The organism is Paenibacillus sp. DMB20 (genome assembly GCF_000987955.1).
Classification (GTDB): Bacteria; Bacillota; Bacilli; order Paenibacillales; family Paenibacillaceae; genus Paenibacillus_AQ.
In genome coordinates this window covers 1-22,041 of record NZ_LAZU01000049.1, presented here as the reverse complement: position 1 = coordinate 22,041, position 22,041 = coordinate 1, and the positions used below count along the sequence as shown (strand labels likewise).

Below are 22,041 nucleotides of genomic sequence, written 5' to 3'. Positions count from 1 at the left end.
AGAATGAGCCAAGGTAAACGAAAAGAGGAAGCTTCGCGTACGGCCTTTGAAGAGGCGAAGCAGTATATCCCGGGTGGCGTGAACAGCCCGGTCCGGGCGTTCAAATCGGTAGGCCTGACCCCGATTTACATGGATCGGGGAGAAGGCTGCCGCGTGTACGATATTGACGGGAATTCTTTTATCGACTACGTGGGATCTTGGGGGCCGCTGATTATGGGTCATGCGCATCCCGAGGTGGTGGAGGCGCTTCGCGAGACGGCGATGAAGGGAACAAGCTTTGGCGCGCCGACGCTTTTGGAGACGGAAATGGCCAAGCTCGTTTGCGAACGGGTGCCGTCGGTGGAAATCGTACGGATGGTCAACTCCGGCACGGAAGCGACCATGAGCGCGATCCGGCTCGCCCGCGGTTATACGGGACGTTCCAAAATCATTAAATTCGAAGGGTCTTATCACGGCCATGCGGACAGTTTGCTGATCAAAGCGGGTTCGGGCATCGCGACGCTCGGCCTACCAGATAGCCCAGGCGTTCCCGAAGCGGTGGCCACGACCACGATTGCCGTTCCATATAATGACCTTGAATCGGTACAGCTGGCATTCGAGCGCTTTGGCGAAGAGATCGCAGCCGTCATTGTTGAGCCGGTGGCCGGCAATATGGGCGTGGTTCCGCCCCGGGAGGGTTTCCTCGAGGGACTGCGCAAGGTGACGTCCGATTACGGCAGCCTGCTTATTTTTGATGAGGTGATGACCGGTTTCCGGGTCGATCTTCACTGTGCCCAGGGACGTTTCGGGATCGAACCGGACCTGACATGCCTCGGAAAAGTCATCGGCGGCGGACTGCCTGTGGGCGCCTACGGCGGAAAGAAGGAAATCATGAACCAGATTGCCCCTGCCGGTCCGATTTATCAGGCGGGCACGCTCAGCGGCAACCCTCTGGCTATGGCTGCCGGATATACTACATTGAAGCTGCTGACACCGGAAATATACGATCAGCTTGAGGAGCGGGGAGCCCAGCTTCAGGCCGGGCTTGAGCAGAACGCCCGCGAATTCGGCATTCCGCTAACCATCAACCGGGTCGGCTCGATGGTTTGCCCGTTCTTTACGGATCAGCAGGTTGTTAATTTTGACACGGCGAAGACGAGCGATCTGGATTTATTCCGCCGCTATTTTGCAGCCATGGTTCAGGAAGGCGTCAGCGTTCCGCCGTCCCAGTTCGAAGGCATGTTCATATCCGCGGCTCATGCTGAGGCGGATATCGAGGCGACCATCGAAGCCAACCGCCGTGCCTTGAAAAGCCTGTGAGCTACCGGGGAAGCTGGGCCCGGCGGGGCGAATGGCTGGAATTGACGCCAGGAAAAGCACTCACCGGCTTGACGGATCGGGACGAAGCCACGGACAAGTGGCTGACGGATACCGTTTTCATGCCGGAAAAGCTGGCGAAAAAGCTTCGTCATAACGGAGGAATCCAGTGGAGGGGGGATCGGCTGCGGCTGTCCCTCTTTCCTTCCAGAGAAGCGGGAATCGAGCCGATATGGGCCGAATTGGATGTTCTGTACGAGGATGACTTCTGCCTGGTGGTGAACAAGCCGGCGGGGATGGCGGTTCATCCGGACGACCGCGGTAATGAAACGACGCTGAACCATGCGGTCGCTGCGTATTATGAGGCATCCGGAACGGAGGCCGCCGTACGGCATATCCATAGGCTGGACAAAGATACGACAGGGCCCGTGCTCTACGCCAAGAACGAGTATGCCCAGCTCAAGCTGGACGAGGCGATGAGAAAAAAAAGAGATCGTCCGGATCTACGCGGCGCTGGTTCAGGGCCGGGTATCGCCCGACCTGAAGGTTATCGATCTGCCGATTGGCAGGGATCGGCACCACGCCCAACGGCGCAGGGTTTCCCTGACCGGCCAGCATGCGGTTACCCGGATACTCGATGCGGAGGTTTACCGGGAGGCAAGTCTTCTGTACCTAAGTTTGGAGACGGGACGGACACATCAGATCCGCGTCCATCTGAGCCACATGGGGCATGCGATTCTGGGTGATTCGCTCTATGGAGGGTATTCCGTTAGCTTTGACCGCCAGGCGCTGCACGGAGCGCGTCTTTGCTTCGCCCATCCGTTTACGGGGGAAGAGGTGGAGATTGAAGCGCCGTGGCCGGATGACCTGATCCGGCTGAAAGAGCAAATGGCAAGCAAGCCTTTTCCTCGATAAGGCGTTGTCCATGGTATTATCCCCTTCAAGCAGACACTCGAGAAAACCTTATGTTACCCATGAGGATCGAGTGGAACTTGAAGGGGATATTTTTATGTATGAAGAACGAAACGGCAAGAACCGCATCGGCTATCCGGTCCTTGTTCCTCAAAAGAGGCATGCTCACCTATTTTCGGCATATAGATAAAATGAGTGACGACAACGGGCTCATGCCGCGGGACCCGCCGCGGATAGTATATGCCAAAAAGGAGGACATTCCCGTGTTCGACCAGTCCTACGGATTGCGGTTTGATATTTACGAACGAATAATTTTAGCGGAAGATCTGCCGGGAATTGAAGAGCTGGAAGAGGCCGAATTGATCCCGCATATCCAGGTTATCAGTCAGGAAGAGCAGGCGACGCTTCGGGGTCATCTGCTTTTGGCGGGCCTGTATAAAGGCGATACCGAAGAGGGAGAATCCGAGCCTCTGGAGCATTGGATACCTGTGGAAATCACCGTTCCGCTGAACCGGGTGACATCGCTTGAGGACATTGCGGTGGAAATCGAAAACTTTGATGTGGATCTTCTCTCAAAGCGAAGCCTGAACATTACCGGCGTGCTATCCCTAAAAGGAATTCAGGCAGCCGTTCAGGAAGCGTCGGACGGAGCATGGAATGATGAGGAAATCACGGTGGTACATGCTCCCGACATGCCTTCGGAAGACCATGCCGATTTTCGGGAAGCGGACCGACAGACGGCAGAACCTCAGGCTGAAACGGGGCAGGCCTTTGGTCACCAGGAGGCATTCGATAGCGGCTCCGCGACGGTCCAGGCAGCCGGTTACGTGTTCCAGCCTCCTGCCGATCCGGCATACCCGGATGAAAAGCCGGTGCCTGCAGACGGATTCAACGCTGCATACGGGAATAATGTCGAAGCTGCCGCCCCATACGGCGCATATGAATCCGTGACGGAGTTACATAGGGACCCGTTTGCGCAAGCAGGACAGCCCGCCGATACCGATGCGGTCGAAGAGCCCTTTACGGTTCAGGCTCAAAGCGGTTCGGAACCGTCGAACCCGAATGTATGGAACTTCGAGCGTGCACCGGAGACGCAGAATGAAGAGCCTGTCCATGAATCCGGCATTTTCCCAGGGATTGCTACCGAGCGTCAGGATGAGGAGGCACCGGCGCATTCCTCCGTACCGGAGACATCGGTTATCGAACCGCTAGAGACCTATGCCGAGGCGGAGGCCCTTCAGGAGGAGGTTTCCGCGGAAGAGACTGCCTTGCAAGAGGAGCCTTTGGCAAAACCGGAGCTAAAGGTTGCTTTTTCGAGCAAAAACAGCACCGTCAACAATACCGGAGGCGTGGGATTCTCCTCCCTTTTACAGTCCAGCCGGACAGTTCAAGAGCAGGAAGCCGCCATCCGCGAGGAGGAGGAGCCTAAAGAAGAAACGGCTGAGCCAGCCGCTGCGGAAGACGTGCAGTGGAAATCGCTGTTTCTTGGCGGCCGCCAGGAGGATACCCCTTTCCGCAAGGTGAGGCTGTGCATTGTCCAACGGGAAGAGACGCTGGAGGCCATCGCGGAGAGGTACCAGCTTAGTCCGCGGGAACTGCTTCTTTATAACCGTTTGTCGGACCAAAGCGTGGAGGAAGGCCAGATATTGTACATCCCCTGACCATTGCCCTCATCATGGCGCATCTAAAGGGTTGATCCATGACCGCACATCAAGGATGTGCGGTTTTTGCTTTGGAAATACAACAATTCCTTCGCGTTATGGCTCGAAATATTGACTATGGTCAGCAAGAAGGTTATAGTTGTCTATAGTCATCACAGAAAAAGCGGAATACAATAAAGGAAATTACCAACCAACAACGAAGAACGGGAAGAGTAGGAAGAGATGGCCTTCAGAGAGCGGAATTGCAGCGCTGAGAGATTCCGCAGGAACCAGCTTGCGAAAAGTCGCCCCGGAGTTGCCTGCTTGAGCTTTGCACGTACTTTTAGGGTGTAAGTTAGAGCATGCCGGCTGCAGCCGTTACCTGTATAAAGTGTCGCATCGCTTGATCGATTTGAGATGGGCGTTCAGCCGGAACGGCGAGAAAGATCAAACGCTGCGAAACAAAGGTGGTACCGCGAGAGAACTAAAGCCTTTCGTCCTTTGAGGACGAAGGGCTTTTTTTGATGATATAGGGATGCATAACATCTTCCGACTGCTTCCCTGTATCGCAAGAGAAACTTATTCTGCTGCATGCGGTCCGTCCTCTTTGGGGTACGACGATAGACGTTTTTCTTTAGATATCAGAAAGCATAAACTTCGAAGCATGGACCTTCCTGATACCGCAAGAAAAACTCCCGCTAAATGCGGTCTGTCTTCTGAGAAAGTACGTCGATAGACGTTTTTTCTTGTTGCCGGCCACAAACGAAAGTTCTTACGGTTAAAAACGGCTAAAACCATTCTGTATGGCAATGCTTACTAAGTAACGGAGGTAAGAGATTATGGAACACAAGGAAAACCAGACCCCGGCTCAAATGCCGACAACGTACGACCCCAAAGCGGCGGAGCAGAAATGGTACTCGTACTGGAAAGAGGGAGGCTTTTTCAAAGCGGGACAGCGTCCCGATGCCGAGCCCTTCACCATTGTCATTCCGCCGCCGAATGTCACCGGCATGCTTCATATCGGACATACGCTGGACTTCACCCTTCAGGATATCCTGATTCGCGTAAAACGGATGCAGGGTTATGACGCGCTGTGGCTGCCGGGCTCCGACCATGCGGGAATTGCCACGCAGACGAAGGTGGAGCAGAAACTGCGCGAGCAGGGCATCACCCGCTACGATCTCGGAAGAGAAAAATTCCTGGAGAAAGTGTGGGAGTGGAAAGAACAATACGCGAATACGATCCGGGATCAGTGGGCCAAAATGGGACTTTCCCTGGATTACTCCCGTGAGCGGTTTACGCTGGATGAGGGGTTGTCCAAGGCGGTTCGCGAGGTTTTCGTCAAGCTTTACGAAAAGGGCCTGATCTACCGCGGAAAATATATTATTAACTGGGATCCGGCCGCCCGCACGGCATTATCCGACATCGAAGTCGAATACAAGGAAATCCAGGGCCACCTTTATCATTTAAGCTATCCGCTTAAGGATGGAAGCGGCAGCATTACCGTAGCCACCACCCGTCCGGAAACGATGCTCGGCGATACGGCCGTGGCCGTTCACCCGGAGGATGAACGGTATAAGGACATGATCGGCAAAACGCTGGTTCTCCCGATCGTCGGCCGCGAAATACCGGTTATTGCCGACGAGTACGTCGAGAAGGACTTCGGCAGCGGCGCCGTAAAAATTACCCCGGCCCATGACCCTAACGATTTTGAAATGGGCCTGCGCCATAACCTGCCGCAAATTACCGTGATGGATGAAACCGGTACGATGAACGGCTATGCCGGGAAATACGAGGGACTGGACCGCAGCGAGTGCCGGAAGCAGATCGTGAACGATCTGAAAGAATCCGGCGTGTTGATTAAAATCGAGGACCATGTCCACCAGGTGGGTCACAGCGAACGGAGCGGCGCCGTTGTTGAGCCGTATTTGTCCACCCAGTGGTTCGTAAAAATGAAGCCCCTCGCGGAAAGAGCGATCGAAGCGCAAAAATCCGGCGAAGGCGTCAATTTCGTACCGGAGCGTTTCGAGAAAACGTATCTTCAATGGATCGAAAACGTACGCGACTGGTGCATTTCCCGCCAGCTTTGGTGGGGACATCGCATTCCGGCCTGGTACTGCGGCGAGTGCGGAGAAATGCACGTGTCCCATAATGAAGTGAATGCATGCTCCAAGTGCGGAAGCACGAACCTCAAGCAGGACGAGGATGTTTTGGACACCTGGTTCAGCTCGGGGCTGTGGCCGTTCTCCACGCTGGGCTGGCCGGACCAGACCGAAGATCTTAAACGCTACTACCCGACGAATGTTCTGGTTACGGGATATGACATTATTTATTTCTGGGTAGCGCGGATGATCTTTACGGCACTCGAATTTACGGGCGAAAAACCGTTTAAGGATGTGCTCATGCACGGGCTTGTTCGCGATGCCGACGGCAAGAAAATGTCAAAATCGCTCGGGAACGGCGTGGATCCTCTGGAAGTTATCGAGAAGTACGGTACGGACGCCATGCGTTATATGATCTCCACAGGCAGCACGCCGGGCCAAGACCTCCGTTTCCGTTGGGAAAAGGTGGAGCAGGCGCGGAACTTTGCGAATAAAATCTGGAACGCATCGCGATTTGCGTTAATGAATCTGGAGGGCTTTAAACATAGCGATATCGATATCACCGGTGATCTCGGTACCGCCGATCGCTGGATTCTGCATCGCCTGAACGAAACTTCACGGGATATTACGCGTCTAATTGATGCGTATGAATTTGGCGAAACGGGTCGATTGCTCTACAATTTCATCTGGGATGACCTGTGCGACTGGTACATCGAGTTCGCCAAACTTGCGCTTTACGGGGAAGATGAGGCAGCCAAGAAAAATACCCAGTCGGTCCTCGTCTACGTCCTGGATCGCACGATGCGCCTGATTCATCCGTTCATGCCGTTTATCTCCGAGGAAATTTGGCAGCACTTGCCTCATGAAGGCGAAACGGTCATGCTGGCTTCCTGGCCGGCTTACGATCCTTCTTTGGAAAACAAAGAGGCCGTAGCCGAAATGGAAATGCTTATGGACGTTATCCGTGCAGTCCGTAATATCCGGGCGGAAGTGAATGTGCCGATGAGCAAAAAAAATCGAGCTTAAACTTAAAGCATCCGACGAGCAGGTACTCAAAATCGTGGAACGGAACGCGGATTACATCCGCCGGTTCTGCAATACCTCCGAGTATACGGCAGGGCTTGAACTGGAAACGCCGGAGAAAGCGATGACCGCCATCGTGACGGGAGCCGAGCTTTATCTGCCTCTGGCCGGGCTGATTGACATTGACCAGGAGATTGCCCGACTGGAAAAAGAGTTACAGCACCTGAACAGCGAAGTTGAACGTGTAGAGAAAAAGCTGAGCAACCAAGGGTTTGTTGCCAAAGCCCCTGCCAAGGTCATCGAGGAAGAGAAAGCCAAGCAGGCCGATTATACGGATAAACGGAACAAAGTCATTGCCCGGATTGAAGAGTTAAAAGGATAAACCCTAGAATATTGACCTGAAGGTGAGAAGCATGAGTTACCACAACGGGGCCGGCCAGTCGGCCCCTCTTCAAAGTTACGAAGAGGCCGTGGAATGGATTAACGGCCTGATCCCATTCGGTATCCGTCCCGGGCTTGACCGGATCAAGGCACTTATGGAGATGCTGGGCAATCCGGAACGCCGGCTGAAGTTTATTCACGTGGCCGGAACGAACGGCAAGGGCTCGACCTGTGCTTTTCTGACCCGGGTTCTTATACAAAGCGGTTATTCTGTCGGAACCTTCACATCGCCGTATATCACGAAATTCACGAATCGGTTTCAATATAACGGTGAGGATATTCCGGAGGAGACCTTGCTGAGGCTTGCCAATCGCTTGTATCCGCTGGTGCAGGAGATAGCCGGCGGCGAGCTCGGTTCGCCGACGATGTTCGAAGTATCGACGGCCTTGGCGATTTTGTATTACGCCCAGGAAAGCGTACCGGATGTCGTCGTATGGGAGACCGGCCTCGGCGGCAGAATGGACGTGACGAATATCGTTCATCCGGTCGTTTCCGTCATTACCAATGTCGGCATGGACCATACGGACATTTTGGGCGAGACGGTTGCCGAAATCGCCGGGGAGAAGGCTGGCATCATCAAGCCGGGCGTGCCTGTCGTCAGTGCGGTAACCCAGCCGGAAGCGGTGAAGGTTATCAAGGAGGCCGCAGCCCGGAACCGGTCGACGCTGTACCTGGCCGGGGAGCAGTTTTCCTATCGGCGGCTCGGAGGGGACGAAGAGGGGCAGACGTTCTCTTTTTCGGGTCCGTTCCGCGAGGCGGAAATACGCATAGGGCTGCAGGGGGAGCACCAGTGCGCGAATGCCGCCTGCGCCATGATGACGCTTGAGGTGCTTCGGCATTACATGGCGTTTGTTATCGAGAAAGAGGATTTGAATAAGGGCTTTTTGGAAACGCGCTGGGCCGGCAGGCTGGAGCAGGTAGGCTCCTCCCCCCGAATCGTCCTGGACGGGGCCCATAATCCCGAGGGAGCGGAATCCTTGGCCAAAAGCCTCCCGCAAATTTATGAATACCGGAAGCTTAACTTGATGATGGGAATGCTGGCAAATAAGCATCATGAACCGTATTTGAAGCATATACTGCCTATAGTGGATACGCTTATCCTGACCGAACCGGATTTCCGGAGAAAAATGGACGCCAACGCGTTACGGAACATCGTAGAGCAGATAAGGGAGAAATACGCCAAACAAACGCTGCAAATCATCATAGAACCGGATTGGAAAAACGCACTTGAATTGTTGAAGTCACGGACGGAAGCGGAGGATCTTGGGGTGGTGTCGGGCACGTTATATCTGATAGCCGACGTGCGTTCCAGCCTCCTGGGACTTTCCGATGCTGAAAAAGGTTGGTGAAAATCTGTTGAATACTTCAGAACATGTTCATTTTATCGGAATTGGCGGCTATGGAATGAGCGCCATTGCGCGGGTTATGCTGGAAATGGGGTATAAGGTCACGGGTTCTGACGTGGCTTCCCAGGAGTTAACGGAAAAGCTGGCAGCCAAAGGCGCCAAAATATATATTGGCCATACGGCGGAACAGGTGAAGGGAGCGGACCTGGTCGTTTATTCTACCGCATTGTCCAGGGATAATGTGGAACGGCTGGCCGCCGAGGAACTGAACATCCCGGTCCTCCACCGTGCCCAAATGCTTGCAAGACTGCTGAATGAAAGGAAAGGCGTCGCGGTAGCGGGCGCCCACGGAAAAACGACGACATCGTCCATGATCGCTTTGGTTATGGAAGAATGCGGCGTCGACCCTACCTTTATTATCGGCGGAGAAATCATGAATGTGGGCACGAATGCCAAGGCAGGGCAGGGGGATTACGTGGTGGCCGAAGCGGATGAGAGCGACGGCTCGTTCCTTCAGTACCACCCTTGGCTTGGGATCGTCTTAAACATTGAAGCTGACCATCTTGAGAATTATGACGGTGATTTCAACCGGCTTAAATCCGCATACGTGCAATTTTTAAGCCAGATTCGGGAAGACGGAACCGCCGTTGTTTGTGCCGATGACGAGAACATCCGTGCCATCCTGCCGGAGTTGAAAAACAAAGTCACCACGTACGGCATTCATGGAGATGCGGAGTATACCGCCAGTGAGCTGGTGCTTGGAGACCGGCATGTTTCCTTTACGATGTCGCGCGACGGGCAGGCACTCGGAAAGGTCGAGCTGTCCGTGCCCGGGAAGCATAATGTGTATAATGCCATGGCTACGGTAATCGCCTGTATGAAGGCAGGAGTGCCATTCGAGGATATAACCAAGGCCATCTTTAAATTCAATGGAGCCAAGCGCCGATTTCAAGTGCTTGGAGAGATTGATGATATACTCGTCATCGATGACTACGCCCATCATCCTACCGAGATCGAGGCTACGGTCAGTGCCGCTAAAGCAACAGGGAAGCGGATCATTGCCGTGTTCCAGCCTCAGCGCTATTCCAGAACGTTTTTCCTGCTGGACGCGTTCAGCCGTGCTTTCGGCGGAGCCGACGAGGTGATCATTACCGATATTTATTCCCCTGCCGGCGAAAAACAGATCGAAGGCGTCAGCTCCGCCAAGCTGGTCGAACTGATTATCCGCAACAGCAATGCGGGGGCCCGTTACCTGCCGACCAAAGAGGACGTCTTGAACGATCTCAGAGGACGGGTTCAACCGGGCGATCTGGTCTTGACCATGGGAGCCGGAGATATTTGGAAGGTCGGAGCGTCTCTGGCCGACTCCCTCAAAGGCGGCAAATAATTTACGCCGATGTTGATCCTGCTTGAATATTCGTTATAATCGAACCACCCGCGATCCTTGAACTCTTCAGGGAGCCGGGTGGTTTTTTTTGCGAAAAAACGCCTTCATCTTCTTATAGGACGGAGGAGTTTTTGCTTGTTTGTCAGCTTCCGTTCATAACTTGTCTGCGTCCTACATATAGGTAGTTGTAGAAGAGGAACGAGCGAGGTGGACGGACGGATGAACAAGGCACGAATGACGATCAGGTTTGATCAAGAGGACGACCGCTTGAATGAAGAGTTCAGGCCATATCGGCATGACCGCAGAGGCGGAGGAAGTTTGGCAGAGGAGCACAGGCGGCTGCTTCATACCGAGGAGCCGGATGACGGCCAAGCGGAAGGAGAGATAGTCAGGGGTCCTCTCATCGTCGATCCGGAAAAAATGGATAGGGGAATTTACGCGAAAACGGATGTTTGGTACGAGCCTTCTCCTGAATCGGAGGATAGAATAGATTACCTTGAACCCAGTAATATGGAAGGCGGGGGTTACGCTGTCCGGGAGGATTACGGGTACTACCGGTCGCGCCGTCCGACCTCGGTATGGAAGCTGGCCGGTTCGATCACGGCTGCCGTTTTAACCGGACTGCTGTTTGGAACGATTGTGCTCAACATGTTTAACGGAGGAACTTCAAACAAGGAAGTCTTGCCGGAAAAAAGCGGTCCGGATCAAACGGCCGCTTTGGCTGGCGAAAACGATAGCGGAACGGACGGAGCTGCTCCGGCTGCGGGCGGGGCCTCGATCGCGGTGTCGATTCCCGAAAAGACCTTTTACCTGCTACAATACGGAGTGTTCAGCACTGGGGAGCGCGCCGAACAGGCCAAGGGAGAGTTGACGCAATCAGGTCTTGCGGCTTACGGCGATACATCCATGGATAACCGGGTATATGCAGGTGTTTCGCCCGACAGGGAGCAGGCTAAGCTCCTCAGCAGCCAGCTCAAGGACGAGGGCGTTGAGCTGTATGTACGGGAAGTGACGATGCCTGGAGCGCAATCGGCCATTTTTGCAGGGGATGCGGCAGCACTGGACATTTTTTTTCGAGGTGAGCGGCGGACTGGCATCACAGCTCAGCTTGTTATCCTCGTCTTTGCTCAGCATGGAAAGTCCGGGCCCCGTGAACGGGGAATCGATGAAAGCTATCACCGGTCTTCATTTGCAGTGGATAGAGGCAATCAAGCTGGTCTCTTTGGGACTGGGTCCCGAGGCAGGGACTGAACTTAAAAACATGGAGCAGAGCATGAACAGTTCCGTGACGGCCCTTTCGGAATACAACAAAAATCGGGCCAAGGGGCATTTGTGGGAAATTCAAGCGGGCATGATGAACTATATCATGAGTCAAAGAAAGCTTGTAGAAGCTTTATAAATGCTGCAACCGATTACGATTTGCAAAATCCGGCAGGCGAACTGGAAATAGTTCCCCCTGCCGGATTTCTGTTTGTATTGCTTACCGATACACCGTATAATAATGAGGGTGTCAAAAAATGGCGAGGGAAGAGGACGGATGAAGAAAAACGCAGGAGTGCTTTTTTTGTTTATACTGCTGGGGTGGCTGACCGGAACGTGGATCGCAAAACTGCTGCTGCCTGTCAAAGCTCTGTCTTTTCTGACCGCTTCGACAATAATCAAGTGGTCGCCCGAAGCACAATTGGACATCATAAACTATGACATTAACATTGAAATCAAGCTTTGCCTGCTGGGTTTGATCGGCATGATCACAGCGGTCTGGCTGTACCGCAGGCTCTGACTACAAAAGGAGACATACCCTCGTGAAAGAAAAGGCATCGCGATACATTATACTGGCGTCTACATCCCCGCGGCGCCAAGAGCTGATAGCATCGCTGCGGATCCCGTTCGAGATCATGGGAAGCGATGCCGATGAGGACACGCCTTTCGGGTGGAGTCCCGATATGATTGTCGAAACCCTGTCGCTAAGAAAGGCGGATGCTGTCTACCGCAAGCTTTCCGAAGCAAGCGGGAGCGCGGTCATTGTAGGGAGTGACACGATTGTCGTTCTCGAGGGTGATATACTTGGCAAACCGGCGGACGAACAAGATGCCGTAAGAATGCTATCGGGTTTGCAGGGACGCACCCATAAAGTGTACACCGGGGTAGCCTGCGTGGATGCGGAGACGGGACGCAGCATCGTCCGCCACCGGGTAACTTCCGTTCGCATGAAGCCGTTAAGCGAAGAAGAGATCGTTTCCTACGTGCGCAGCGGGGAGCCCGCCGACAAAGCCGGCGCGTATGCTATTCAGGGCCTTGGAGCCACCATTGTGGACAGCATCGAGGGTGATTATTTTAACGTTGTAGGCCTTCCCCTGTCCCTTCTAAGCGATATGCTGGAAGAGATGGGAATAACGGTGTTGGGTTAATTTCAGTTGTTCGGCAGGATTGGCAGAGTATGATTTAAGTCTAAGGAAAGAGGGGAAACTATGGAGTCGCCCGCATTTTTGCTGCGCGACATCCCCCATGAAGAACGACCTAGAGAGCGCATGATGTCATATGGGGCGAGCGCTTTGAGCCACGCTGAGCTTCTGGCGATACTGCTTAGGACGGGAACCCGTCAGGAGTCTGCGGTCCATGTGGCACAGCGAATTCTGAAACAGATCGGGAGCATCCGCCATCTGGTCGATCTCAGCATTGAGGAATTGACGCAAATCAAGGGAATAGGAACCGCCAAGGCCGTTCAGCTTAAGGCGGGAATCGAACTTGGACGGCGGCTCGCCAGTTCGAGGCATATGGAGCCGGTCATCATACGCAGCCCTCACGACGCGGCCGAGTTGCTGAGCGAACAGCTGCGTTATCTCCAGAAGGAGCACTTTGTTTGCTTGTTTTTAAACACTAAAAATCACGTCATAGCCCAAGAAACGCTTTCCATGGGAAGCTTAAACGCCTCCATCGTTCATCCCCGCGAGGTGTTTAGAGCCGCTATCAAATGCAGCAGTGCGTCATTGGTATGTGCACATAACCATCCGAGCGGCGATCCTACACCAAGTCCCGAAGACATATCCCTGACCTCACGATTGGTAGAAGCCGGGAGTATTATCGGAATTGATGTTTTGGACCATTTGATCATTGGAGACGGAACGTTTGTAAGTTTGAAGGAACGGGGCCTGATGTAATATAATAGTTCAGATTGAGGAAGAAAGGGAGATTGCAGCATGTTAGGTGGTTTCACGAAAGATTTGGGAATTGATTTGGGGACGGCGAATACACTTGTTTATGTCCGTGGAAAAGGAATCGTGGTCAGAGAGCCTTCCGTGGTAGCTTTGCGTACGGATACCAAAACGATTGAGGCGGTTGGCGAATCCGCCAAGAAGATGATTGGGCGCACACCGGGCAATATCCGCGCTATCCGTCCGATGAAAGACGGCGTTATCGCCGATTTTGATACGACGGCAACCATGATCAAGTATTTTCTCCGCCAGGCGCAAAAGCAGCGCTCGCTGTTTCCGCGCCATCCCAACGTGATGGTATGCGTGCCTTCCGGCATTACGGCGGTTGAGCAGCGCGCGGTAGAAGACGCTACGAAGCAAGCGGGTGCCCGCGAAGCTTATACGATTGAAGAGCCTTTTGCCGCAGCGATCGGTGCGGACCTTCCGGTATGGGAGCCGACAGGCAGCATGGTCGTCGATATCGGCGGCGGCACGACGGAAGTTGCCGTTATTTCGCTAGGCGGCATTGTTACCAGCCGTTCCGTGCGCGTTGCGGGCGACGAGATGGACGATTCCATTATTTCTTACATCAAGCGCCAGTATAACCTCATGATCGGGGAGCGTACCGCGGAGCAGCTTAAGATGGAGGTCGGTTCGGCCATGCCTCTGGAAACGGTGGAAACGATGGAAATTCGCGGACGTGACCTCGTAACGGGGCTGCCGAAGACCATCTCGATTACATCGGATGAAATCAGCGAAGCTCTGGCCGATACGATTAACGCGATCGTGGATGCCGTGAAAGTTACGCTTGAGAAGTGCCCGCCGGAGCTGGCCGCAGACATTATGGACCGCGGTATCGTGCTTACGGGCGGAGGCGCGCTGCTCCGCAATCTGGACAAGCTGCTCGCCGAGGAAACCGGCATGCCTGTCATCGTGGCGGAGAATCCGCTGGATTGCGTAGCGATCGGTACGGGAAAAGCGCTCGATAATATTCACCTGTTTAAATCCCGCAGCAGCTCTGCCGTCCGTTCCAAACGGTAGTGTGAACTTATGTGTGTCAACCCCTGGTAAGTGGGAGAGAAAACAGTAACGTTAGAGGGTGTTGAAAACTGTTTAAGCTGCTAGGCAACAAGCGTCTGTTTATTATGCTGATCGGGCTTGTCACGTTCATTGCTCTTATGGGCTTCACGCTAGGGCCAAGGATGGGGTTGACTTGGCCCGAGAAGTTCGTGAGGGATACGGTAGGTTTTGTGCAAGGCGTATTTTACAAGCCCGCTGCTTATATAGCGGGCTTCTTTGAAGATGTACGCGACATGAAGGAAGTTTACGCGGAGAACGAGCGCCTGAAAAAAACGGTAGCCCAGTACGTCCGCGAAAGCGCGGAGTACCATCGCATCAAGAACGAGAACATCGATTACATGAACATGCTGAGATTTACGGAAGCCCAGAAGAAGAGATTCGACTATGATTATCGCCCGGCCAACGTGCTAAGTGTGAACCAGGATCCGAACAATCATACGCTGGTGATCGATCTGGGAGCCGAGGAAGGTGTTCGCATGAACATGTCCGTAACCTCTGTGGAGGGGATGGTCGGCGTCATCAGCCATGTCGGCAATTTTACCTCGACCGTCAAATTGCTGACGACGCTTGACCCGCAGGACGCGAAACGCCAGCAGATCGCCGCCACGGCCTCGAACAAGGATACCTTCGGCATCATCGAAAGTTATGACAAGAAGACAAAGATGCTGAAAATGACCCGTATTCCGCAGGATGATAAGATTAAAGAGGGAGACCTCATCATTTCCTCGGGCAACGGAGGCGTCATTCCGCGCGGCATGATCATAGGAACGGTCGAAAAGGTCGAAACCGGCGAATTCGGACTCACCAAAACGGCTACGATCAAACCGTCGGCCAGCTTTCAGGATTGGAAAACGCTTCTGGTCGTGTTCACGCCGGAGGAGCCCAAGGGATGAAACGTCATCAGGTATTGATTCTGCTGTTGTTTTTGGTGTTCATTTTGCAGGGGACCGTCGGCTTTTGGCTGACGCCAAGCTCGCTGCAGGGAAAAATCAATCCCAACTTCATGTACGTGGCCATTTTGTTTGCGACGATTTATCATCACCGCCATACGGGGCTGGTTCTGGGGCTCGTATTCGGAATGCTTCACGACGTGGTATATTATGGAGAGATGATCGGAACTTATTCATTTACGATGGGAGTATCGGCTTATATTATCGGACTCTTGTTCAAGACGCCGAGAGCGCCGCTGCCGATCATGATGACGGCGGTGATTCTGGGCAGCCTGCTGCTTGACAGCATGCTGTTCGGAATATACAAGCTGTTCCGGATAAACCCGGATTCGTATAACTGGGCCCTGCTGAATCATATGCTGCCCGATCTCCTTATTCATTTTGCGTTTGCCTTGATTATTTATGTCCCTCTTCGAAAGCAATTCGATTTCATCGCCAAAGGGCCGAAGAGAAGCAAGGCAGCCTGATCCGTAAATCTGACATTTTAGGAAGACCAGCAGGAACTATAGGGTTAGGGCGCGAAATGTATGAAGATGGGAGGGACAGGCTTATGGCTGTAAAATCCAATCATGTAACGATTAAGGGCATCAAAGATGGCCTGGTATTCCTGCTTGACGATCAATGCGAATTGGAAGAATTGCTGACCGAACTTCGGTACAAGCTTGAGCATAGCCATCAAAATATTTTGACCGGTCCCATCATCCATGTGGATATAAAGTTGGGGAACCGCCGCATCACGGAAGAGCAAAAGCAATCCATCCTTGATATTTTGAAGCAAAAGGGGAATCTGCTTATTCGTACGGTGGAATCGCCTCCGCTGGAGCCGGAGCCCGAGCCGGAGTACGGACCTGCCGTGAAGACAGGAATGGTTCGTTCCGGGCAGGTGTTGCATCATGCGGGCGATTTATTGTTCCTGGGAGATGTCAATCCGGGCGGCACCATTACGGCGACCGGCGACATCTACATACTGGGTGCCCTCCGGGGAACGGCTCATGCAGGCGTAGAAGGCAACGAGAACGCTATTATAGCGGCATCCTACCTGGCTCCCACCCAGCTGCGCATCTCCGATATGATCAGCAGACCGCCGGATGAGTGGGAAACGCGCGAGACGATCATGGAATTTGCTTATTTGCAGGACGGAAGCATGAAAATAGACAAGATCAGCAACATCGTTCGTTTGGGCCGGGATTTTAATGTGTTTAAAGGGGTGTAGAACATGGGAGAGGCAATCGTCGTAACATCAGGCAAAGGCGGAGTCGGAAAAACGACTACCTCCGCGAACATCGGCACGGCCCTGGCACTGCTGGGCAAAAAAGTGTGTCTGGTGGACACCGATATCGGTCTTCGAAATCTCGACGTCGTCATGGGTCTCGAAAATCGGATCATATACGATTTGTGCGATGTCGCGGAAGGGCGCTGCCGTCTCAATCAGGCGCTGATCAAGGATAAGCGCTTTGACGAGCTGTATATGCTGCCTGCAGCCCAGACGAAGGACAAAAACGCCGTTTCACCGGATCAGGTGAAGGACATCATCCTGGAATTGAAGAAGGAATACGAGTACATCATCATCGATTGCCCGGCAGGGATCGAGCAGGGATTCAAAAACGCTATTGCCGGAGCCGATAAGGCCATTGTCGTAACCACTCCGGAAAACGCGGCCGTGCGCGATGCCGACCGCATTATCGGGCTTTTGGAAAGCTCCCATGTGGAATCGCCCAAGCTTGTGGTCAATCGGATCCGACCGAACATGGTGAAATCGGGCGATATGCTCGAAATCGAGGATGTGCTCCAAGTGCTGAACATTGATCTTATCGGAATCGTTCCGGACGACGAGTTGGTCATTAAAGCCGCGAATGTCGGGGAGCCGACGGTCATGAACCCCGATTCTTCGGCCGCCATCGCTTATCGGAATATCGCTCGCCGCATTCTTGGAGACACGGTTCCTTTGATGCAGATTCATCAGAAAAAAGGAATGTTTACGCGCTTTAAGAAATTTTTCGGAATGGGTTAATGCAATCATCCTTCGTTTACTTTGCCGATGCGCTTGTCCCGCATCGGTTTTTTTTGTTCCATTAACAGCATTATCCGAGTTGTCGGATACTTCAATCCGGCCCGAATCCGAGGATAACGTCTGCTCCCGTGAGCAAAAGGGGCTTGTTCTAAACCGGTTTGCTCTTCTCATAGGATAGAGTAAAACAAGCCCCAAGGGGGAGAAAGCATTGGACATCAAATCCTCGGTTAAACATAGGAGACAAGTTCGAATCAAGGAAATTTTGGAGAAAAGAGCACCTGGAGAGAACCTTGAATTTCAAACTCATAAACCGGCAGTCAAGAATGGAAAGGTATTCGATGATATACAGCAACCGCGACTTTCTAAGCCGGATACCGACACGCTTCCACCGGAAATGGAGCCCGACCCGGAAAAGTTGTGGAAGCAGGGTTACCGCGGCTGGTATGACGCATCGCCGGATGCGCCGCCTCCTCGGAAGAAATTTTCTTTTGTCGGCAGCATGCTGCGAAGGATTACCGTTAGTGCGCTGCTATTCGGGGCGGTATGGGGAATTTTTTTCGATACAGGAGCCTTGGGCGGTTCGGGCTCAGCTCTATATCATGGACAGCTTGAGCCGGGAAATGGATTTTCAGGCGGCCCAAACCTGGTATGAGGAGCATTTCGGCGGGGCCCCGTCTTTTATCCCGATTTTTGGACAAAGCGAGCAGGACACGACCAAGGTCAACGGTTCGGTATCATTGACGCCGCCGTTGAACGGCCGCATCGTGCAATCCTTTGCCATGGATATGAAAGGCATTCTGATCGTGCCTAAAGAGGATTCGCAGTCCTCGCCGGAGGTCAAGAGCGTTGAAACAGGCCGGGTTCTGGAAGTAAAAAAACTACAGGATTCCACGTTTTCGGTACTGATCCAGCATACGGGCAGGCGAACCGCGCTGTACAGCGGACTTGCCGCTTCGGCTCTGAAGGTGAATGATTGGGTGCAGGGAGGGGATGTCGTCGGAACCTTGCCCGCGGAATCCGGCGGGGAGCAACCGGCGCTTTACTTTATGTTAAAAGAAGGCGATCGCACGGTGGATCCTGCGGATGTGATCTCGTTTTGATCAGCGTCCGGGGCACGGTTCTTTCGCTGCACCCTCTTTTTGTCATCGTCATGCTGGCGTCCGTAATTACCGGCCGTTTCTTGGAACTGCTCACTTTGTTTGGGATCGTGTTCATCCACGAGCTGGGTCATGCGGGGGCGGCTCTGGCTATGGGCTTCAAGGTAAGATCCATCCAGATGCTGCCGTTTGGCGGAGTGGCCGTCATCGAGGATGTTGAAGGACGTTTGAATGCGGTTAGGGAAATCGTGATTGCCTTGGCCGGGCCGCTGCAAAACGCGATCATGATCGGCGCTGCCTTAACGTGCCAGAGCGCCGGCTTGGGGGACGGGCCGTTTTTGTCGTACATTATTCAGGGCAACCTGATCATCGCCTTGTTCAACTTGCTGCCGATTCTGCCTTTGGATGGGGGGAAGGTACTGCAGGCTTTAGTCAGCCTGTTTGTTCCGTATCATGCAACTTTGCTGTGGACCGCCAGAGCCGGTCTGGCATGCAGCCTTCTTCTGCTCGGATATGGACTGTGGCCCTTGCTGAGCGGGGAAGGGCTTAGGCTCAACCTGCTTATGATCGGATTGTTTTTGGCTTATTCGAATTTTGAGGATCACCGCAACGTTCCTTACCGCTTTTTGAGATTTTTGGTGACCCGAAGCCGGATGTTTGAGGATCATGAGCTTAGGACAGCTGGGGCGCAGCCGATTGTTGCGGATTCCTCGAAACCTTTGCATGAGATTTTGCGTTTATTTAAAAGAGAGAAATATCATTTGATCTATGTCATGAATCGCCAGGGAGGCCTGATGGCCGTCGTACCGGAGCAGCATGTGATAGCTTCGTACTTTGCATCCGGCGGGACCCCGTGGTATCCGTAAATAGCGTGAAGGAAACAATGTGGAAAAAAATGGCGTTTTAGTGCCCCCTTAAGGGCGACTTCGTGATAGGATGGTACAATGGAGTAGTCTTCCATGGAGAGGTGAAGCCATGAAACAATTAATCGTACACTGTGAACCGGAAACCATCCAGATGGCCCTCATTGAAGATGACAGGCTTGTGGAATATGCGGCTGAGCGAAGCCGGGAGCAAAGCATCGTCGGCAGTTTTTATAAAGGGAAAGTTGTAAACGTGCTTCCGGGGATGCAGGCCGCTTTCGTCGATATTGGTCTGAAAAAGAATGCTTTCTTGTATGTGGACGATGTTCTGCATCCCCACCTTGAAAAACAGCCCAAGCAAAAACCTTCCATAACCGAACTGTTGTCCGTCGGTCAGGAGCTGGTGGTACAGGTCATGAAGGAAGCGAGGGGCGGAAAAGGCGCCAGGGTTACAACGCATTTTTCGCTGCCGGGAAGGTTTATCGTGTTTATGCCGAACTCCGATTACGTTGCGGTATCCAAGAAGATAGCCAAGGAAGCGGAACGTTTGCGGCTTAAGATGATCGGGGAGCGTCTGAGGCACGGGGAAGAAGGCATTATCATGCGTACGGTGTCCGAAGAGGAGCCGGTCGAAGCCGTTTTAGGCGACCTGGAATGGTTGAGGCTGGAGTGGGGGCGGATTCAGGAACGTGCCGCCGAAGCCTCTTCTCCCGCTTTATTGCATCGGGATCTGGGGATTTTGCAGCGGTTTATCCGGGATGCTTTCGATCCCGATCGGGACGAGATGATTATCGACTGCGAGCGTGACGCCCGTGAAGCGAAAAGCTATCTGGCTGATCTGATGCCGGGAAGCAATCCCAAGGTCCGGGTTTATGAGGGCAAGGGGCATATTTTTCAGTCATACGGGATCGAGGATCAGCTGAAAGCGGGTTTTTCCAGACAAATTATCCTGCCTGGCGGGGGAACCATCGTGGTCGATCAGACGGAGGCCCTTACGGTTATCGATGTGAATACCGCAAAGTATACAGGCGGGGACAGCTTTGAAGACACGGTTACCAAAACGAATCTGCTGGCCGCCCGGGAAATAGCGCGCATCATTCGTCTACGGGACATCGGCGGCATGATTATCGTTGATTTTATCGACATGGAGGAAGAGGAACACCGGCGCGAGGTCATCGCCGTAATGGAAGAAGGCATGCGCAAAGACCGGACGAAGAGCTTTGTGGTCGGCTGGACCAAGCTGGGGCTTTTGGAGATGACGCGCAAAAAAGCCCGGGAAAGCTTCCTGGCCCCGTTTTCCCGAATATGTAAGGCTTGCGGCGGGACAGGCATGGTTTAAACGGTAATTCTATTGACGCTATGAACGGATTGTGGTATTATCATCAGGTATGTGTATAGCGAGCAATTGCTGCACATGCTGTAACCGCTCCGATCGGGTTGACAAGGACGGTCAAACCATTGAACGGACACCTGAATCAGGCGAGTCTGAGACATGAGGAGGTGCAAGCAAATGTACGCTATTATCGAAACTGGTGGCAAACAATACAAAGTTCAAGAGGGCGATGTATTGTTCATCGAGAAGCTGAACGCAGGTGACGGGGAAAGTGTGACTTTCGACCGTGTACTGGCTGTTTCCAAAGGGGACGGACTGGTAGCAGGTACGCCGGTTGTTTCCGGTGCATCCGTAACCGCGAAGGTAGAGAAACACGGCAAAGGCCGCAAGGTCGTTGTATACAAATACAAGCCGAAGAAAAACTACCACAAGAAGCAAGGCCATCGTCAGCCTTATACAAAAGTAACCATCGAGAAAATCCAAGCGTAAGAAGGTGCGGTAATTGATTACTGTACAAATTTCACGCAAGGAAGACGGACGAATCCATGGTTTTGAAGTCAAGGGGCATGCGGGTTATGCCGACCCTGGACAAGATATCGTATGCGCCGGAGTTTCCAGCGTTACCGTAGGTACGGTGAACTCCATTGAAGCGTTAACCGGTACAATCATGGAGACCCGAATGAAGGGCGGCTTTCTCAGTGCGGTGCTTCCGTCTGAAGAGGAGTCGACGAATTCCGGTCAAGTTCAGCTGCTTCTCGAGTCCATGGTGCTGATGTTGCAAGGAATTGCAGATTCATACCGTGAGTATATTCAAATAAAAGAAATGACTACTAAAAGAAGGAGGTAGACAACATGTTGAAGTTGGATCTTCAGTTATTCGCATCGAAAAAAGGTGTGGGTTCCACAAAGAACGGTCGCGACAGTGAAGCGAAACGTTTGGGCGTGAAACGTGCGGACGGTCAGGTAGTGACCGGCGGCAGCATCCTTGTTCGCCAACGCGGAACGAAAATTCACCCAGGCACAAACGTAGGCATCGGTAAAGACGATACTTTGTTTGCGAAAGTCGATGGCGTCGTGAAATTCGAACGTTGGGGTCGTGATCGCAAGAAAGTGAGCGTCTACCCGGTTGAGGCTGCTCCGGTAGCGGCTGCAGTGGAAGCTTAATTGCTTCTTATAGGGGCTTACAGATAAGAAGTCTCCGGCATTATTAGTTGCCGGGGGCTTCTTTTTTTAAGAGATAAGAAAGGATAAGCTTCGGAGACGCGGCTTCCTTATCTCGCAAGAAAAACTTCCGCTAAATGCGGTCTGTCTTCTGAGAAAGTACGTCGATAGACGTTTTTCTTTAGAGATCAAGAAAGKATAAGCTTCG

21 protein-coding genes and 2 pseudogenes are annotated in these 22,041 nt (G+C 53.0%); all 23 read left to right on the top strand.

Annotated elements, in window-relative coordinates; genetic code table 11:
* Positions 1–3 precede the first annotated feature (3 nt).
* Entirely contained in the window at positions 4–1,299 is a 1,296-nt protein-coding gene (hemL, locus tag XI25_RS26975) for a glutamate-1-semialdehyde 2,1-aminomutase (RefSeq protein ID WP_046681028.1), read from the top strand.
* Positions 1,296–2,211, top strand: a pseudogene (locus XI25_RS26970) (RluA family pseudouridine synthase). Before hemL ends, XI25_RS26970 begins: the two are co-directional and overlap by 4 nt.
* 209 nt (positions 2,212–2,420) lie before the next feature.
* Positions 2,421–3,869 (top strand): LysM peptidoglycan-binding domain-containing protein, encoded by a 1,449-nt coding sequence (locus tag XI25_RS26965; protein ID WP_046680521.1) that lies wholly within the window; start codon positions 2,421–2,423, stop codon positions 3,867–3,869.
* A gap of 818 nt (positions 3,870–4,687) precedes the next feature.
* Positions 4,688–7,355: pseudogene (locus XI25_RS26960) on the top strand (valine--tRNA ligase).
* Between the two features lie 31 nt (positions 7,356–7,386).
* On the top strand, positions 7,387–8,763 hold the full coding sequence (locus XI25_RS26955) for a bifunctional folylpolyglutamate synthase/dihydrofolate synthase (protein ID WP_046680488.1): 1,377 nt from the start codon (positions 7,387–7,389) through the stop codon (positions 8,761–8,763).
* 7 nt (positions 8,764–8,770) lie between these two features.
* Complete coding sequence (gene murC, locus XI25_RS26950) at positions 8,771–10,147, top strand: UDP-N-acetylmuramate--L-alanine ligase (protein WP_046680522.1); 1,377 nt, start codon at positions 8,771–8,773, stop codon at positions 10,145–10,147.
* Positions 10,148–10,366: 219 nt separating this feature from the next.
* Positions 10,367–11,398, top strand: coding sequence for an SPOR domain-containing protein (locus XI25_RS26945; RefSeq protein ID WP_052759779.1), 1,032 nt, complete (start codon positions 10,367–10,369; stop codon positions 11,396–11,398).
* Between the two features lie 22 nt (positions 11,399–11,420).
* Entirely contained in the window at positions 11,421–11,546 is a 126-nt protein-coding gene (locus XI25_RS35960; RefSeq protein WP_268794580.1) for a hypothetical protein, read from the top strand.
* 138 nt (positions 11,547–11,684) lie between these two features.
* On the top strand, positions 11,685–11,927 hold the full coding sequence (locus XI25_RS26940; protein WP_046680490.1) for a DUF4321 domain-containing protein: 243 nt from the start codon (positions 11,685–11,687) through the stop codon (positions 11,925–11,927).
* 22 nt (positions 11,928–11,949) lie between these two features.
* Entirely contained in the window at positions 11,950–12,555 is a 606-nt protein-coding gene (locus XI25_RS26935; RefSeq protein ID WP_046680491.1) for a Maf family protein, read from the top strand.
* A 60-nt stretch (positions 12,556–12,615) separates the two neighbouring features.
* Positions 12,616–13,305, top strand: coding sequence for a RadC family protein (radC, locus tag XI25_RS26930; protein ID WP_046680492.1), 690 nt, complete (start codon positions 12,616–12,618; stop codon positions 13,303–13,305).
* A gap of 39 nt (positions 13,306–13,344) precedes the next feature.
* Positions 13,345–14,379, top strand: coding sequence for a rod shape-determining protein (locus XI25_RS26925; protein WP_046680493.1), 1,035 nt, complete (start codon positions 13,345–13,347; stop codon positions 14,377–14,379).
* A 68-nt stretch (positions 14,380–14,447) separates the two neighbouring features.
* Entirely contained in the window at positions 14,448–15,311 is an 864-nt protein-coding gene (gene mreC, locus XI25_RS26920) for a rod shape-determining protein MreC (protein WP_268794557.1), read from the top strand.
* Positions 15,308–15,835, top strand: a complete 528-nt coding sequence (mreD, locus tag XI25_RS26915) for a rod shape-determining protein MreD (protein WP_046680495.1) — start codon at positions 15,308–15,310, stop codon at positions 15,833–15,835. The genes mreC and mreD overlap by 4 nt, the downstream gene beginning before the upstream one ends.
* Positions 15,836–15,918: 83 nt before the next feature.
* On the top strand, positions 15,919–16,581 hold the full coding sequence (minC, locus tag XI25_RS26910; RefSeq protein ID WP_046680496.1) for a septum site-determining protein MinC: 663 nt from the start codon (positions 15,919–15,921) through the stop codon (positions 16,579–16,581).
* A 3-nt stretch (positions 16,582–16,584) separates the two neighbouring features.
* Complete coding sequence (gene minD, locus XI25_RS26905; RefSeq protein WP_046680497.1) at positions 16,585–17,379, top strand: septum site-determining protein MinD; 795 nt, start codon at positions 16,585–16,587, stop codon at positions 17,377–17,379.
* 208 nt (positions 17,380–17,587) lie between these two features.
* Positions 17,588–18,031 (top strand): hypothetical protein, encoded by a 444-nt coding sequence (locus XI25_RS35470; protein WP_235440452.1) that lies wholly within the window; start codon positions 17,588–17,590, stop codon positions 18,029–18,031.
* On the top strand, positions 17,979–18,479 hold the full coding sequence (locus XI25_RS35465; RefSeq protein ID WP_235440451.1) for a peptidoglycan DD-metalloendopeptidase family protein: 501 nt from the start codon (positions 17,979–17,981) through the stop codon (positions 18,477–18,479). Before XI25_RS35470 ends, XI25_RS35465 begins: the two co-directional genes overlap by 53 nt.
* Complete coding sequence (locus XI25_RS26895) at positions 18,476–19,342, top strand: M50 family metallopeptidase (protein WP_046680499.1); 867 nt, start codon at positions 18,476–18,478, stop codon at positions 19,340–19,342. The genes XI25_RS35465 and XI25_RS26895 overlap by 4 nt, the downstream gene beginning before the upstream one ends.
* 109 nt (positions 19,343–19,451) lie before the next feature.
* Entirely contained in the window at positions 19,452–20,678 is a 1,227-nt protein-coding gene (locus XI25_RS26890) for an Rne/Rng family ribonuclease (protein WP_046680500.1), read from the top strand.
* A gap of 171 nt (positions 20,679–20,849) precedes the next feature.
* A complete protein-coding gene (gene rplU / locus XI25_RS26885; protein ID WP_046680501.1) occupies positions 20,850–21,161 on the top strand; it encodes a 50S ribosomal protein L21 in 312 nt (103 codons plus the stop codon).
* A 13-nt stretch (positions 21,162–21,174) separates the two neighbouring features.
* Positions 21,175–21,519, top strand: coding sequence for a ribosomal-processing cysteine protease Prp (locus XI25_RS26880; RefSeq protein WP_046680502.1), 345 nt, complete (start codon positions 21,175–21,177; stop codon positions 21,517–21,519).
* A 5-nt stretch (positions 21,520–21,524) separates the two neighbouring features.
* Positions 21,525–21,836 (top strand): 50S ribosomal protein L27, encoded by a 312-nt coding sequence (gene rpmA / locus XI25_RS26875; RefSeq protein WP_046680503.1) that lies wholly within the window; start codon positions 21,525–21,527, stop codon positions 21,834–21,836.
* Positions 21,837–22,041 lie beyond the last annotated feature (205 nt).